The following is a 14832-nucleotide window of genomic DNA, read 5'->3' as shown; positions in this document are numbered from 1 at the left end:
GGGGGTGCAGCGGCGATGGCGCGACACCATCTCTGGTCCAACCCCGTTCTCCTGATGGAGGGACATCCATGACAAACACGACCGAGACCGCCATCCTGGGCGGCGGCTGCTTCTGGTGCATCGACGCTGCCTATCGCGACCTGAACGGCGTGACAGAGGTGGTTTCCGGCTATGCCGGCGGCCATGCCGCCAACCCGACCTACGAGCAGGTCTGCGGCAAGCAGACGGGCCATGCCGAGGTGGTGAAGGTGGTCTTCGACCCCGCCGTGGTCAGCTATGCCGATATCCTGCGCATCTTCTTCACCCTGCACGATCCCACCACCAAGGACCGCCAGGGCGCCGATGTCGGCCCGCAGTACCGCAGCATCATCCTGACCCTGGATGAGACGCAGGCGGAGACCGCGCGCGCAATCATCGCCGAACTGGATGCCGAGCAGCTCTGGCCGGGCAAGATCGTCACCGAGGTGGTGCCGGCCGGCACCTTCTGGCCGGCCGAGGCGGAGCACCAGGATTACTTCACCCGCAATCCCTGGTCCGGCTATTGCCGTGTCGTGGTGGCGCCCAAGGTGGCGAAGTTCCGCAAGGCCTTCGCTGACCGCCTGAAGTCCCGCGCCGCCTGACGGATTGCGGCGCGCCGCCGGCCCTTAGTGGCCGGCGGGCAGGGCGGCACCCGGCTTGTCGTGCCGTCCGAGCTGCTGCACCAGCGTGGCGCTGGCCTCGTTCAGCCCCACCACATCCACGGTGGCGCCGCGGGAGCGGAAGGCCAGCACCACGCGGTCCAGCGCACCGATGCTGCTGATGTCCCAGAAATGCGCGGCGGAGACGTCGATCTCCACCTGGCGCAGCGGCTCCCTCAGGTCGAAGGCGCCCACGAAATCCTCGGCCGAGGCGAAGAAGACCTGGCCTGCCACGACATAGCGGCGGCTCTGCTCATCCTCACCCAGGGTGGAGGTGACGGCGAAGAGGCGCCGCACCTTGCCGGCGAAGAAGATGCCGCTGAGCAGCACGCCCACCAGCACGCCTTTGGCCAGGTCATGCGTCAGCACCACCACCAGCACCGTCGCCAGCATCACGATGGAGGAGGAGCGCGGATGCGTCAGCAGCGTCCGGACCGCGGACCACTGGAAGGTGTTGATGGAGACCATGATCATGACGGCCACCAGCGCCGCCATGGGCACGCGGGCCACGATGCTGCCCAGCGGCACCACCAGCATCAGCAGCACCGTGCCGGCGATGAAGGTGGAAAGCCGGCCACGGCCACCGGAGGTGACGTTGATCACCGACTGCCCAATCATGGCGCAGCCCGGCATGCCGCCGAGAAAGCCGGTGGCGAAATTGGCCAGGCCCTGGCCGACGCATTCGCGGTTCCGCTGGCTGCGGGTATCCGTCAGCTCATCCACCACCGCCGCCGTCAGCAGCGACTCCAGCAGGCCCACTGCCGCCAGCGTGGCGGCGTAGGGCAGGATGATCCGCAGCGTGTCCCAGTTGAGCGGCACGTCCGGGATCAGGAAGGAGGGCAGGCTGTCCGGCAGGGCACCCATGTCGCCCACCGTGCGCAGGTCCAGGCCCAGCGTCAGCGAGACCGCCGTCAGCACGGCGATGCAGACCAGCGGAGAGGGCACCGCCTTGGTGACGCGCGGCAGCAGGTAGATGATGGCCAGCCCGGCCGCGACCATCACATAGGTCAGCGGCGGCACATTGATCAGCTCCGGCAGCTGCGCCGTGAAGATCAGGATGGCCAGCGCGTTCATGAAGCCCGTCAGCACGGAGCGGGACACGAAGCGCATGAGCCGCCCGAGCCGCGCGGCGCCGGCCAGGATCTGGATGATGCCGGTCAGGATCGTGGTGGCGAAGAGGTATTGCAGCCCGTGGTCCTTCACCAGGTCCACGACCACCACCGCCATGGCGGCCGTGGCCGCCGAGATCATCGCCGGCCGTCCGCCCGCGATGGCCGTGATGACGGCGATGGAGAAGGAGGCATAGAGCCCCACCTTCGGGTCAACGCCGGCGATGATGGAGAAGGCGATGGCCTCGGGAATCAACGCCAGGGCGACGACAAGGCCGGATAGCAGGTCGGCGCGCACATTGCCAAACCATTCGGCGCGCAAGCGGCCGGGAGCAAAAAAGGACATGCGGAATACTTCTGGAAGGGCACGGGGAGGATTCGCGTCGAACGACGGTCGACCGCCCGCGCCGCGGCGGCAAAGCCGCGCGTTCGGGATGGGGAGACCAGATCGGGATGCGAAGCCTACATTGGCCTTCCTGCCGTCATGCTGCGTTGCACAGCGTAACGTCGCAGGGCATCAGTCGCAACCAACAGTTGTCTTGGCTGAAAACGCGGACGGCGCCTGGGCTCTCAAGCCCGGCGCCGTCGACACGTGTCCCGTTACGGGATCTTCCTCCCCAAACTCGGCCTGCGGAGCAATCCCGAGAGACCTCTCTCTACCTAGGTCTTATATAAGACACAAGTCTGATTCGGGCGGCGGCTTGATCACGCGGTCAGGATCGGGAAAACAGCGAAGCAATGCCGCGAATCGCGCCCGACGGATTGCCGGAGTCCCTTATCCTTCATGTCCATGAGTGACCCCTTCAAGCCGTCGGAACGGCTCGACGCGCGCCCGCTGTACCAGCAGGTCGAAACGGTTCTGATCGACCGGATCGCCAGCGGTGCCTGGCCACCCGGCCATTCCCTGCCGGCCGAGCCCGAGCTGGCGGCGGAACTCGGTGTCTCCCAGGGCACGGTCAGGAAAGCGCTGGCGGAGCTGGAGCGGCGCAACCTGATCGAGCGGCGCCAGGGCCGTGGCACCACGGTGCTGCGCCATACCGGCGACACCGCCCGCTTCCACTTCTTCCGCCTGCGGGACCTGAGCGGCACCGCCGTCGTCTCCCACATCAAGGTCCTGTCCTGCGAGCCGGGAGAGGCGGACGAATCGGAGGCGGCTGCCCTGCGACTGCCGCAAGGCACGCCTATCTTCCGGCTCCGGCGCCTGCGGACGGTGGATGGCGTGCCGCGTATCTTCGAGCGCTGCACCTTGGTGGAGGCGCGGCTGCCCGGCTTCCATCTGCCCGAGGGCGAGCTGACCACCGAACTCTACGTTCATCTCCAGCGCGCCCATGGCGTGACCATTGAGCATGCGGAGGAAGATCTCTCCGCCCAGCTGGCGGGGCCTGAGGAGGCGGCGGTGCTTGGCCTAGCCGAGGGAAAGCCGCTGCTGATGGTGCAGCGCCTGGCCTATGACATCGCCCGCAGGGTCGTCGAGCACCGCGTGTCGCTGATCGATACCGAGCATTATCGCTACGCTGTCCGGCTCGACTGAGGTGCGACTCCCGTTGCAATGCTTGCACCTTTGGGGGTGCGGTGGTAATGCGCCGCCTTCCTTATTGACCGCTGCTACTTCTACAGCACGAGCAGAGAAAAGAGAGGCCCGGCGCCATGGCCGTTCCGAAGAAGAAAGTTTCGCCGTCCCGCCGTGGCATGCGCCGCAGCCATCTGGCTCTGTCCGCCCAGGCGCACCACGAGTGCCCGAACTGCGGTGAGCTGAAGCGCCCGCACCACATCTGCGCGTCCTGCGGTCACTACGATGGCCGTGAGGTCGTCGCGGCCGGCAAGGCCCTGAAGGCCGCGGTTCGCGTCTGACAGCCACGGCACGCCCTACGGAAGTAGCGATTTTGTCCCAGGTGGAATCCTCCCGGGCCGCTTCTCTTGAGGGCGAGGCCAAGCAGCCCGTCACCGGCGCTTATGACCTCGCCATCGATGCGATGGGCGGGGATCATGCGCCGGAGTCGGTGCTGGATGGGCTGGAGCTCGCCGCCGAGCGCCACCCGAAGGCGCGTTTCCTGCTCGTGGGCGATGAAAGCCGGCTGACGCCGCTGCTGGCAAAGCGCGCCCGCGCGGCAAAGGCCTGCGCCCTGCGTCATGCGCCGGACGTCGTGTCCGGCGACATGAAGCCGACGGCGGCGCTGCGGATGCGCCAGTCCTCCATGCGCGTCGCCATCGACGCCGTGGCGGCCGGCGAGGCCGCCGGCGTTGTTTCCGCAGGCAATACCGGCGCCTTGATGGCCTTGGGCAAGATCGTCGTGAAGACGCTGCCCGAGATCGACCGTCCGGCGCTGGCGGCCATTGGCCCTTCCGCGCGCGGCGATGTCGTGCTGCTGGACCTGGGCGCCAATATCGCCTGCGACGCGCGCAACCTGGTGGAATTCGCCGTGATGGGCGATGCCTTCGCCCGCGCGGTGCTGGGCCTGCCCAATCCTTCCATCGGCCTGATGAATGTCGGCAGCGAGGAGCTGAAGGGCGACGAGCGCGTCCGCCTGGCCGCCGACATGCTCAAGGTCTCGCCACTGGCCGCCAATTTCCACGGTTTCGTGGAGGGGCATGACATCACCTCCGGCACTGTCGATGTGGTGGTGACGGATGGCTTCACCGGCAATGTCGCCCTGAAGACGGGTGAGGGCGCTCTGAAGCTGGTGGCTGGGCTGCTGAAGCAGGTCTTCACGTCATCGCTCATGGCCAAGCTCGGCTATCTGCTGGCCAAGCCGGCACTGGACCGGCTGCGGGAATGGATGGACCCCCGCCGCTACAACGGTGCGGTGCTGATCGGGCTTAACGGCCTGCTGGTGAAGAGCCATGGTGGCACCGATGCGTTGGGTTTCGCCCACGCGGTGGATGTGGCCATGGACATGGTGACGCATCGGGTGAATGACCGCATCCGCGAAGGTCTGGCCGCCATGCCGAGCCGCAACCCGGCCGCGCCCGCCAGCCTGACCACCGAATAAGCCCGTCCCGCCGCAACACTTCGGACGATACCTGATCCATGACTTCCTCCGCCTCGGACATTCGCTCCGTTATCGTCGGTACTGGCGGCTATCTGCCGGCGGAAGTGCTGGACAACGACGCGGTCGCGCAGCGCTACGGCCTCGATACCTCCGATGAATGGATCGTCGAGCGCACCGGCATCCGCCAGCGCCATCTGGCCGCCGCTGGGGAAACGACCGGCGACATGGGCGCGGCGGCGGCACGGGAAGCGCTGGCGCAGGCTGGCATCGATGTTTCCGAGGTTGATGCCATCATCGTGGCCACGGCCACGCCGGATTCGGCCTTTCCCTCCACCGCAGCCAGGGTCCAGGCCAAGCTGGGCGTGACGCGCGGCTTCGCTTTCGATATCTCGGCCGCCTGCACCGGCTTCGTCTACGCGCTTTCCGTGGCCGATTCGATGCTGCGCGCCGGGCAGGCCCGCTGCGCCCTGGTTATTGGCTCCGAGGTCTTCACCCGGTTGCTGGACTGGACGGATCGCAGCACCTGCGTGCTCTTCGGGGATGGGGCTGGTGCCGTGGTGATGCGCGCCGTCCCGACCGATACCGCCGAAGGGCGCGGCGTGTTGTCCTGCCACCTCCATGCCGATGGCACGCATGGCGATATCCTGAGTGTCGATCCCGCCAGCCGCATGGTCCGCATGACGGGCCGTGAGGTGTTCCGCCATGCCGTTTCGAAGCTGGCCTCGGTGGTGGATGAGGCTCTGGCTGCCAATGGCCTGGACAAGGCCGATGTCTCCTGGCTGGTGCCGCATCAGGCCAATCAGCGCATCATCGATGCCATGGGGCGCAAGCTCGGCCTGCCGCCGGAGCGCGTGGTAACCACCGTTGGCCGGCATGCGAATACCTCGGCCGCCTCGATTCCCCTAGCACTGGCGGAAGCCACCCGCGATGGCCGGATCAAGCCCGGCGAACTGGTGCTGATGGAAGCCATTGGCGGTGGTTTGACCTGGGGCGCCGCGCTCGCTCGTTTCTAAGAAGTATTAATGCTTGCAGACTGGACAGTTTGCTTATTTTTGAGGCGGTAATAAACAAATCGGTGATAATTGGAAGGCTATAACGCCTCGAGTCCCGTTTGCGTTGCGTAAAGCTCAACGTTATGTTCCGCCCGCCCAGGGGAAGGGAGTCGAGCAGACTGCTCCCCCTGTTGGTCGGGGGATCAAGTTCAATGCTGATCACGTTGCCGCCTGATTATCGGCCCTCGGACACCGAGGAATTTATGAATCCCCTGCAGCAGGCGTATTTCCGCCAGAAGCTGCTGCGCTGGCGACAGGACCTGTTGCGAGAAGCCGGGGATACTCTGGCCAGCCTCGGGGAAGGCGGCATTGCCGAAGCCGACCTCACGGATCGGGCCAGTGTCGAGACCGACCGGGCACTGGAACTTCGCACCCGCGACCGTGCCCGTAAGCTGATTTCCAAGATCGACCAGGCGCTGGACCGCATCGCGAACGGCAGCTACGGCTATTGCGAGGAAACAGGCGAGCCGATCGGCCTGCGCCGCCTCGAGGCCCGCCCGATCGCCACGCTGTCGATCGAGGCGCAGGAGCGGCATGAGCGGATGGAGCGCATCCACCGCGACGACTGAGGCGCATGCTAGGTGGCCAGGAGGCCGCCTTTCGGCACGACCTCCCTGCTGTCGGGAAAGGCTGCTTCCAGCGCCGTCGCCGGTAGTCGCAGGTGGTCGCGCAGCAGCCCCTTGGCGATCTCGCGCAGGTCGACCGTAGGCTGCAGGTCGCGGTCCTCCAGCAGCTTGCCGGCTCCCAGGCCTGGCCAGTCGGCTGCGACCCTGCCGCCCGCGATCGCGCCGCCGAGCAGAAAGGCCACGCCGCCCGTGCCATGGTCGGTACCCTGGTTGCCGTTGGCCCGCACAGTGCGGCCGAATTCGGTCATCACCAGCACAGCCGTATGCTGCCAGGCGCTGCCAAGCTGCGCCTTGAGCGAGCCGAGCCCTTCGTCCAACTGCCGCAACGGGTAGTTCAGCCGGCTCATCTGCGAGGAATGGGTGTCCCAGCCCCCGGTTTCCAGCGCGGCCACACGCGGTCCGGCGGGGTCCGCCAGCAACCGCCCGGCGATGCCGCAGAGCGAGGGGAAGCCGCCCGCCTTGCGAAGCCCGTCATCCAGCCGGTCCGCCGCGAAGCCTCTGGCCCGCAGCCCCTCCATGACCGCCGGGCCCAGCAGCGGGTCATCATGCGCCAGGTCGGCGAAGCGGGCGTAGAGGTCCGGGTCCGGACGGCCGCCGCGCGGGCTGGCATACATGCCGACCGGCACCTTGCCGCGCAGCAGCAGCGGCATGTCCAGTCCCACCGCGAGGCCGGTGCGGGCATCGGCGCCGGGGCGGTCGGGGATCGCCTCAAGCGCGCGGTTCAGCCAGCCGGAGCTCAGACGCTCGGAAGCGCCGCTTTCCAGCATGTCCTGGGCATCGAAGTGGCTGCGGGTGCGATAGGATCCGGCAGCGGCATGGACGATCAGTGCCTGATTGGCCCGGTACATCTCATGCACCTGGGCCAGGGTCGGGTGCAGCCCGAAAAAGCCGCCGAGGTCCAGCAGGCCTTCCTCATTGCCCGGCTCGGGCAGGGCCAGGGGACCGCGCAAGGCCGCGAAATCCGCATCGCCATAGGCCTGCACCGCCGCCAGCCCGTCCAGGGCGCCGCGCAGCAACACGACCACCAGACGGGCCTCCTGCGGGGTAGCGGCAGGCTGTGCCAGCGCCAGCCGAGCCTGTCCGGCCACCGCCATGGCCGACAGGCCCAGCAGGAGGCCACGGCGGCCGAGCCGGGGCAGATGAAGTGAGGTCTTGCTCATCGGCGCTGGAACTCCGGGCTGGCGAGCAGGAGGGTGAGGCCGTCGCGGACCGAGCCGGCGCCTTTGATCGCCCGGATGGTTTCCTGCCGAGCGAGGGGGCCCAGCGCGATCGGCACCAGCTCATTGGGGTTCAGCCGGCTGAAGCGGCCGGCGAGGCTATAGGCCAGCTCCATCCGGCGGATCATGCCCTCAGGGTGCAGCCAGCCTTCCGCGGAGTCCGGCCAACCGATCGGGGCGGGGGCGAGCCAGACTGCCTGGTTGAGGGAGGCGACACCGCTCACCGCCATTGGCGCAAGCTCCGGCGCGGCACCAAGGATGCGCATGCTGGCCAGCACGAAGTCCTGCGGCGTGCGCAGCTTAGCCAGAGGGCGATCCCAGGCCTCCGGCAGGTCCACCAAGGCCTCGGCAGCGGCGGCGAGGTCACCGCCGCTGTTCCACAGCACGGCGAAGAGGCGGTCAATCACGGCCGGGGGCGGCGCATCGGCCACAAAGTGCCGGGCCAGCTTCAGGGCGAGGTGCCGGTGGGTTGCCTCATGCCGGGCCAGCCAGCGCAGCGCGGCGTCGATCTGCTCCGGCCCCTCCTCGAAGCGCTGGCCCAGGATGGTCTTGGCGCCGGGTTCATGCGCAGTGGGCCAAAATCGGCTGCCGAGCGGCTCGTTGGCGGTTTCGACCCTCAGGCCAGTCAGCAGCCGGGCGAATTCCGTGACATCAGCCTGGGTGTAGCCGGAGACCGGGGAGAGGGTGTGCAGCTCCAGGACCTCGCGCGCCAGATTCTCGTTCAGCCCGCGCCGCTGCCGCTGGCCCAGCGGGCTGTTCGGGCCGACCGAGGATGCCTGGTTCAGGTAATAGAGCATGGCCGGATGCCGGATCGCGGCAACCAGCATGTCCTCGAAGCGGCCCGTGACATGCGGGCGGATGGCGGTGCGGACGTAGTCTCCCGCCAGGGCGCGGACACTGCCTTCCCGCACGCTGACGCTGAGATGGTTGGACCAGAACAGCACCAGCCGCTCCCGGAAGGGCATGGCGGTGGTCAGGCTGCCCTGCATCAGCGCGGCGGCTTCCAGCCGGTAGAAAGCGGGCACGAGCGTCTGGTAATCCGGCTGCGCCCGGTTCATCTGGTCCTGGCGCAGCATGGCCAGGCCGTCCGCAGCCGTCGGCGTCCGCTCCCAGCCCTCGGGCAAGGGCGGCGGGAGGGCGGGGTCGCGAATCTGCGCTTTCAGCCAGGCAACGGCATCCGCCGGCACGGGTTGGTCCGGCCGCGGGCCCAGGCCGAAGCGGATGGCGGCGAGGATGCCTTGGGGAAGCATGCCGGCATCATGGCCCATCAAGGTCACCGTAGTGTTTCAGGAAATGTAACATCGGTGTCCTGCGTTCCGGGGGGTGGAGAAGGGGGGCGGGCTGGTCTTACCGCTTGCAATGAAGCCCGATCCGGTGCATCTGCCGCCCACAACGGCCGGTGCCGAAGGGACTCGCAGTGCGGGTCCGCGGCATCAACGGGCCGCAGTGATCGTTTCGGCATCGATGGCGCCAGGATGCTTCCCCCCTGGCCCGTGCGGTCCCTGCCTTCAGGCGGGGCTGGTGCTTCGGTCGCGGCGACCGGGTTCGGACGGGACGGGCGAGTGCGCGGTGCACAGGACCGCCGCTGGCCCGCATCGTGATTCCCGCGCGGCTCGCGCCGTGCTACAAATCGGCGTCGTCGGCGCCGCAGAGATGTTTCACGCGGCTGGCGCCGCGATGCGTATGGAGGCCCCCGTGGCGCGCACCCCGCTCAACAAGATCCGCAATATCGGCATTACGGCGCACATTGACGCCGGCAAGACGACGACGACTGAGCGGATTCTTTACTACACCGGCAAGTCCCACAAGATCGGTGAGGTCCACGAGGGCAACACCACGACCGACTACATGGAGCAGGAGCGTGAGCGTGGCATCACGATCACCTCCGCTGCCGTGACGGCCGAGTGGAAGGGCCACCGGATCAACGTCATCGACACCCCGGGCCACATCGACTTCAACATCGAGGTGAACCGCTCGCTGCGCGTGCTCGATGGCGCGGTCTTCGTGATCGAGGGCGTGGCCGGCGTGCAGCCGCAGTCCGAGACCAACTGGCGCCTGGCCGACCGCTACAACGTCCCGCGCATCATCTACATCAACAAGCTGGACCGCACGGGCGCCGACTTCTACCGCGCGGCCGAGACGCTGACCGAGAAGCTCGGCATCAACTGGGTCGCCCTGCAGCTGCCGATCGGCATCGAGGACAACCTGAAGGGCATCGTCGACCTGGTCGAGATGAAGGCCCTGATCTGGGAAGGCGACGAGCTCGGCGCCAAGTACCATGAGGCCCCGATCCCCGACGACCTGAAGGACAAGGCGGCCGAGTATCGCCAGATCCTGCTCGACACCGCCCTGTCGGTCGACGACGCGGCGATGGAAGAGTACTTCGACAAGGGCGACGTTTCCGTCGAGACCCTGAAGAAGTGCATCAAGAAGGGCACGATCGCCGGCACCTTCCGCCCCGTCGTCTGCGGCTCCTCCTTCAAGAACAAGGGCGTGCAGCCGCTGCTGGACGCCGTCTGCGACTACCTGCCGAGCCCGGTGGAAGTCGAAGGCATCATGGTCGCCCCCGAGGAAGGCCAGGATGAGACGACCCCGCGCCGCATCATCGAAGTGAGCGAGACCGCGCCGTTCTCCGCGCTCGCCTTCAAGATGATCAACGACAAGTACGGCAACCTGACCTTCATCCGCGTTTATGCCGGCGTCGTGCGCCAGGGCGATACCGTCCTGAACACGGCCAAGGGCAACAAGGAACGCATCGGCCGCATGTTCCAGATGCATGCCGACAAGCGTGAGGAAGTGAAGGAAGTGTTCGCGGGCGACATCGTCGCCATCGTGGGCCTGAAGGACACCCTGACGGGTGACACCCTGGCCGACCCGGCAGACCCTGTCGTGCTCGAGCGCATGGCCTTCCCGGTGCCGGTCATCGACATCTCCGTCGAGCCGAAGTCCAAGGACGGCGTCGAGAAGATGACGCTCGGCCTGCAGAAGCTGGCCGGTGAGGATCCCTCGCTGCGCCTGAAGACCGACCAGGAAACCGGCCAGACCATCCTGTCCGGCATGGGCGAGCTGCACCTCGAGATCATCATCGACCGTCTGCGCCGCGAGTATGGCGTCGACGCCAACATCGGCGCGCCGCAGGTGGCCTATCGTGAGACGATCACGAAGTCCCACACCGAGACCTACACCCACAAGAAGCAGTCGGGTGGTTCGGGTCAGTTCGCCGAGGTGAAGATCACCTTCGAGCCGAAGGAGCGGAACGAGGGCATCGAGTTCGTCAATGCCGTCGTCGGCGGTTCGGTGCCGAAGGAATACATCCCGGCTGTCGACAAGGGCATCAAGGTGCAGGCCGACACGGGCGTGCTGGCCGGCTTCCCCACGGTGGACTTCAAGTTCTCCCTGGTGGACGGCAAGTACCACGACGTGGACTCCAGCGCCCTGGCCTTCGAAATCGCCGCCAAGGCCTGCTTCCGCGAGGGCATGAAGAAGGCTGGCCCGGTGATCCTGGAGCCGATCATGGACGTGGAAGTGACCACGCCGCAGGATCACGTCGGTGACGTCGTGGGCGACCTCAACCGCCGCCGCGGCATCATCCAGAGTCAGGACATGGCCGGCACTTCGGTCATCGTCCGCGCTCACGTGCCGCTGAAGGAGATGTTCGGCTACATTTCCAACCTGCGTGGCATGACGAAGGGCCGTGCGTCCTTCTCCATGCAGTTCCACCACTACGATCCGGTGCCGCGCAACGTCGCGGACGAGATCATGAAGCAGAGCGCCTGAGGCGCCGGATGCGGCTCCGCTGGCAGCGAGGCCGCATCGAAGACCCGGCAGCCGGGGAGGGTCATCCCCCCTCGGCGCTGGAATGGATCGGTTGCAACGACGCGGGCGAGACAATCGCCCGCGTCGTTCGCGTTCAGGGGCCCGTCTGGTTCCGCTGGCGCCTGCGCCACGCCGTAGCGCTGGATGACGAGGCGAGGGTGGTGGAGCTCCGCCCGCCTGTTCCCGACAACCGCTGGCTGGTGGTGGTGAAGGACCAGGTGGTGGGGCGCGCCCGCCTGCCGCTGGCGGGCGTGCGGCGGGCGGAAGCGGCACTGCGCTAGTCGGCGCGCAGCAGCCGGCGGACCTGGGTGAAGCGCCCGGCCAAGGCGCGGCAATGGCAGGCGACATGCGGGGCGGTGGCTTCGCACCAGGCCCGGCTCTCGCTGGTCGCCTCGGCCAGGCGGACGGCGGCGGCACGCGCATCGGCGGCCAATCTGGCCTCATCAAGCCCCAGCACACGGCCCTCGCGCAGCTTCCACGCGCCGCCGATCATGACATCCCGCACCGCGCTGCCATCCTCCGTCCAGACAAGCTGGTTCGCGGCATTGTTCAGGGGCAGCCAGTTGATGTGGTCCAGGTCGAGGAAGACCAGATCCGCCAGCTTGCCAGGGGCGATGCTGCCGGCTTCGAGCCCCAGAATGGCGGCGGAGCCTTCCGTTGCCAGCCGCACCGTCTCCGCCGTGCCAAGCCAGTCATCTTCCTCGGCACCGTCCCAGAGGCGGGAGGCGAAGGCCGCAAGCCGCATGGACTCGAACATATTCTGGTTGTCCGAGGAGGAGGAACCATCGGTGCCAAGTCCCACCCGGACGCCGGCCCGGATCGCTGCCCGTGCCGGCGCGATGCCGGAGGCCAGGCGCATATTGGCGCCGGGATTATGGGACAGGCCGGCGCCGCGCGCGGCGAGCAGTTCCAAATCCTGAGGCGTCAGCCAGACGCCATGCGCGACGCTGAAGCGCGGGGTCACCAGCCCCAGCCGGTCCATATGGGCCAGCAGGGTGGAGCCATACATCACCTCGCCCCCGGCAGCCTGATAGCGCGCTTCGGAAACATGGGTCTGCATCCGCAGCCCATGCTCATCGGCCAGCCGCTGGCAGCCGCGCATGAACTCGTCCGAGCAATGCAGCGGGATGGTTGGCCCGATGCCGAGCGCGATGCCCGATGCACCGTGCCGCCAGTTCCGCGCGGCGGCATCCACCGTGGCCAGGGTGGCGGCGCCATCCGCCATCCGCATGGTGGCGGCACGCTCCCTATGGCTTTCCGGTAGGGCTTCGACCAGGCCGGGCGTCGCCTGGAAGAAGCTGCGGTCGGCGATCATGGGTGCCAGCACGGCACGTAGCCCCACCGCAATATAGGCCTCCGCCATGGCATCCAGCCCTTCCTGCGTCGGGCCTGGAAATTCGGCGGAAAGGTCGAAGGCCGCGGTGCAGCCCTTCTTCAGCATCTCGACCGCCGTCAGGGTGGTGGAAAGCCGCTTCTCCACCAGGCCGCGCCCGCCGCCGACCCAGGGCGCATGCGCCAGCAGCAGCGGCAGGTCCCACTTGTCGCCGGCACCCTTGGCGAGGCCGCCATGCCCATGGGTATGGCCATTCACCAGGCCTGGGATCACAAGGCGGCCGGAGGCATCGTGGCGCCTGGCATCTTCCACCACCGCATCCGGCGGCAGGATGGCGGCGATGCGGTCTTCCTCGATCAGGATGGCGGCGAGGGGGGCTTCGGTGGCGTCGGGTGTCAGCACCCGGGCGCCGGAGATGAGCTGGCGGTTCATGGCAGACAGCATGCACCGGGGGACGGTGTGAATGGCAAGCCCCACCATGCGCCGCTATACCGCACCCCGCGCAACGGAGACGGGAATGACAGTCGGCATCGAGATGGGCACCACCAGCAGCGGCCAGCCCGCCACGCTGGACCTGGAGGAGCTGTTGGCCACGCGCCTGCTGGTGCAGGGCAATTCGGGCTCCGGCAAGTCCCATCTGCTGCGCCGCCTGCTGGAGCAGTCCGCCCCCTGGGTGCAGCAGGCGGTGATCGACCCGGAGGGGGATTTCGTCACCCTGGCCGACCGCTTCGGCCATCTGGTCATCGATGCCGCCGAGCATACCGAGGCCGCCTTGCAGCGCGCCGCCGACAAGGCCCGCGCGCACCGGGTTTCCGTGGTGCTGAACCTGGAAGGCCTGGATGCCGACGGGCAGATGCGCCACGCCGCGGCTTTCCTCGGTGGCCTCTTCGATGCCGACCGCGACTTCTGGGCCCCCATGCTGGTGGTGGTGGACGAGGCGCAGCTCTTCGCGCCCGCCGCCGCCGGCGAGGTTTCGGATGAAGCCCGCCGGGCCTCCCTGGGCGCCATGGCCAATCTGATGTCGCGCGGCCGCAAGCGCGGGCTGGCCGGCATCATCGCCACGCAGCGGCTGGCGAAGCTGGCCAAGAATGTCGCCGCCGAGGCCTCCAACTTCCTGATGGGCCGCACCTTCCTGGACATCGACATGGCCCGCGCCGCCGACCTGCTGGGCATGGAGCGGCGGCAGGCCGAGATGTTCCGCGACCTGCCGCGCGGCAGCTTCGTGGCGCTGGGTCCGGCACTTTCCCGCCGCCCCCTGCCGATCCGCATCGGCGCGGTGGAGACGGAATCCCGCGGCACAAACCCATCCCTGGTGCCGCTGCCGCAGACGGCGCCGGAAGAGGCGCGCGAGCTGGTGATGAGCGCGGCATCCGCGCCTGACCCGATCCGCCCACTGCCGCGCCGTGCCCCGGCTGCGCCGCCGCCGGATATCCTGGCGCAACTGGCACAGGCGCGACCGGCGGCGCCGCAGGTCCGCGCCGAGCCTGCGGCCACGGCAGAGGAACTCGCCGCCCGCAAGGCGCAGCTCGAGAAGATCCTGCGGCAGATCCTGGCGGAGCCCGAGGCAGCCTTCCGCAACGTCTCCGTGCTGTACCAGGACTTCCTGGTGCGGCTGCGCATCCATGCGGTGCCCGGCAAGCCGCCCGAGATCCCCGCCTTCCGCCGCATGCTGGCGGTGGCCCGCGCCGGCATCAGCGCCGAAGCCGCCGAGGGCGAGGAGTGGCAGCAGATCCAGGCCCGCGCGGCTGCCCTGCCTGAGGATGTGCAGGGTGTCTTCCTGCTGCTGGGCCGCGCGGCGCTGGAGCGGTCTCCTTGCCCTTCGGATGGTGTCATCGCCCAGGCCTATGGCACGCGTTCCGTGGGCCGGGCGCGGCGGCTGCTCTCCTATATGGAAGAGCAGGGCGCCATCGTCTGCCGCCCCGATGCCGCCGGGCGCCGCATCGTGGCGCTGGTGGAGCTGGGCTGGGAAACCGCGCCGGGCGACCCTAACGCCACTTGAAACTGTTCTGCCA

General features: G+C 68.0%; 13 protein-coding genes. 9 read left to right on the top strand and 4 right to left on the bottom strand.

The window, feature by feature from the left end:
- Nucleotides 1–68: 68 nt before the first annotated feature.
- Complete coding sequence (msrA, locus tag EBE87_RS07835) at nt 69–620, top strand: peptide-methionine (S)-S-oxide reductase MsrA (protein ID WP_120636444.1); 552 nt, start codon at nt 69–71, stop codon at nt 618–620.
- Nucleotides 621–644: 24 nt separating this feature from the next.
- Here msrA and EBE87_RS07830 read toward each other — a convergent pair whose 3' ends face one another.
- Complete coding sequence (locus EBE87_RS07830) at nt 645–2132, bottom strand: SulP family inorganic anion transporter (protein WP_120636443.1); 1488 nt, start codon at nt 2130–2132, stop codon at nt 645–647.
- Between the two features lie 438 nt (nt 2133–2570).
- On the opposite strand from EBE87_RS07830, the gene EBE87_RS07825 reads away from it, so the two are divergent.
- The 5 genes from EBE87_RS07825 (at nt 2571) to dksA (ending at nt 6397) form a co-directional block, all read left to right on the top strand.
- On the top strand, nt 2571–3317 hold the full coding sequence (locus EBE87_RS07825; protein WP_233552964.1) for a GntR family transcriptional regulator: 747 nt from the start codon (nt 2571–2573) through the stop codon (nt 3315–3317).
- Between the two features lie 116 nt (nt 3318–3433).
- Entirely contained in the window at nt 3434–3637 is a 204-nt protein-coding gene (gene rpmF / locus EBE87_RS07820; protein ID WP_120636442.1) for a 50S ribosomal protein L32, read from the top strand.
- Nucleotides 3638–3678: 41 nt separating this feature from the next.
- Entirely contained in the window at nt 3679–4776 is a 1098-nt protein-coding gene (gene plsX, locus EBE87_RS07815) for a phosphate acyltransferase PlsX (protein WP_267898241.1), read from the top strand.
- A gap of 38 nt (nt 4777–4814) precedes the next feature.
- The gene (locus tag EBE87_RS07810) at nt 4815–5789 is read left to right on the top strand and encodes a beta-ketoacyl-ACP synthase III (protein ID WP_120636440.1); all 975 of its coding nucleotides are present in this window, start codon (nt 4815–4817) and stop codon (nt 5787–5789) included.
- Between the two features lie 194 nt (nt 5790–5983).
- A complete protein-coding gene (gene dksA / locus EBE87_RS07805; protein ID WP_199707044.1) occupies nt 5984–6397 on the top strand; it encodes an RNA polymerase-binding protein DksA in 414 nt (137 codons plus the stop codon).
- An 8-nt stretch (nt 6398–6405) separates the two neighbouring features.
- Here the strand turns inward: dksA and EBE87_RS07800 are convergent, their stop codons facing one another.
- Together EBE87_RS07800 and EBE87_RS07795 are read right to left on the bottom strand one after the other, a co-directional pair.
- Entirely contained in the window at nt 6406–7614 is a 1209-nt protein-coding gene (locus EBE87_RS07800) for a DUF1501 domain-containing protein (protein WP_120636438.1), read from the bottom strand.
- Nucleotides 7611–8921, bottom strand: a complete 1311-nt coding sequence (locus EBE87_RS07795) for a DUF1800 domain-containing protein (RefSeq protein WP_120636469.1) — start codon at nt 8919–8921, stop codon at nt 7611–7613. The genes EBE87_RS07800 and EBE87_RS07795 overlap by 4 nt, the downstream gene beginning before the upstream one ends.
- A 433-nt stretch (nt 8922–9354) precedes the next feature.
- Here EBE87_RS07795 and fusA point away from each other — a divergent pair, with 433 nt between their 5' ends.
- Nucleotides 9355–11448 (top strand): elongation factor G, encoded by a 2094-nt coding sequence (gene fusA / locus EBE87_RS07790; protein ID WP_408887703.1) that lies wholly within the window; start codon nt 9355–9357, stop codon nt 11446–11448.
- Nucleotides 11449–11456: 8 nt separating this feature from the next.
- Nucleotides 11457–11768, top strand: a complete 312-nt coding sequence (locus tag EBE87_RS07785) for a hypothetical protein (protein ID WP_120636437.1) — start codon at nt 11457–11459, stop codon at nt 11766–11768.
- On the opposite strand, the gene EBE87_RS07780 is transcribed toward EBE87_RS07785, so the two are convergent.
- Nucleotides 11765–13252 (bottom strand): amidohydrolase family protein, encoded by a 1488-nt coding sequence (locus EBE87_RS07780; RefSeq protein WP_233552962.1) that lies wholly within the window; start codon nt 13250–13252, stop codon nt 11765–11767. The two genes, EBE87_RS07785 and EBE87_RS07780, sit on opposite strands and share 4 nt — an antisense overlap.
- 85 nt (nt 13253–13337) lie before the next feature.
- Here EBE87_RS07780 and EBE87_RS07775 point away from each other — a divergent pair, with 85 nt between their 5' ends.
- Nucleotides 13338–14819 carry an ATP-binding protein gene (locus tag EBE87_RS07775; protein ID WP_120636436.1) on the top strand — a complete coding sequence of 494 codons (1482 nt, stop codon included), beginning with the start codon at nt 13338–13340 and terminating at the stop codon, nt 14817–14819.
- Nucleotides 14820–14832 lie beyond the last annotated feature (13 nt).

It is taken from the genome of Teichococcus wenyumeiae, assembly GCF_003696345.1.
GTDB classification, from domain to species: domain Bacteria; phylum Pseudomonadota; class Alphaproteobacteria; order Acetobacterales; family Acetobacteraceae; genus Pseudoroseomonas; species Pseudoroseomonas wenyumeiae.
The sequence above is the reverse complement of the archived record's forward strand: the minus strand, read 5'-3'. Positions and strand labels throughout refer to the sequence as shown.